The 538-nt window shown below is 51.1% G+C and carries 2 protein-coding genes; both read right to left on the reverse strand.

The window, feature by feature from the left end:
• Positions 1-80: 80 nt before the first annotated feature.
• Entirely contained in the window at positions 81-221 is a 141-nt protein-coding gene (locus ACJHYR_RS28165; RefSeq protein ID WP_072837391.1) for a ProQ/FINO family protein, read from the reverse strand.
• 75 nt (positions 222-296) lie between these two features.
• Positions 297-488, reverse strand: coding sequence for a PerC family transcriptional regulator (locus tag ACJHYR_RS28170; protein WP_410233238.1), 192 nt, complete (start codon positions 486-488; stop codon positions 297-299).
• Positions 489-538: the final 50 nt, after the last annotated feature.

Below are 538 nucleotides of genomic sequence, written 5' to 3' on the forward strand. Positions count from 1 at the left end.
CCATACGAATCGCCCGCTGACGGACTTCGGGGGAAAAACGAGTATTTTTAGTCATCCTGTTTACCTCTTTCTCAGGGAGTTTAGTCTCCAGGATTTCCGGGGCGGTTCACCTGCTGTTTTTTCTTAATCTCATCCAGTCGCTTCCCCGCGTTCGCCAGGTGCTCCTGTGTCACCTTCCCGCATGGATGGTCTTTCAGGTCGTAACGCACGCCACCAGCCATCAGGGCCGGTAATGTTCCACCAGCGGTATATATTCTCCCGAGTCACGCCCGCTGGTATCGTGTTTCCCCCGCCAGTTAATAACCGTCATCGTTAACGCTATCAGGGTAATCGCGCCATATTTCATCAGTAAGCGACGGTAGCCCCATTTTTTGTATTGTCCTGTCTGCGGCCTTTCTGACTGTATGAATATCAATACGGCTTTCAGGTTGAACCGCCCCGGGTTTCCTGGAGAGTGTTTTATCTGTGAACTCAGGCTGCCAGATCATCGTTTCCGATGGAAGCATAATAAGCTTTTTCTGCTTCTGCCGGAGGAGTA

Origin of the sequence: Escherichia sp. WS1450 (assembly GCF_046487395.1) — a bacterium.
GTDB classification, from domain to species: Bacteria; Pseudomonadota; Gammaproteobacteria; order Enterobacterales; family Enterobacteriaceae; genus Escherichia; species Escherichia coli.

What these genes read in the sequence shown, in the direction of transcription:
- ACJHYR_RS28165 (WP_072837391.1), bottom strand. Translation starts at nt 221, where the DNA reads ATGGCTGGTGGCGTGCGTTACGACCTGAAAGACCATCCATGCGGGAAG.
- ACJHYR_RS28170 (WP_410233238.1), bottom strand. Translation starts at nt 488, where the DNA reads ATGATCTGGCAGCCTGAGTTCACAGATAAAACACTCTCCAGGAAACCC.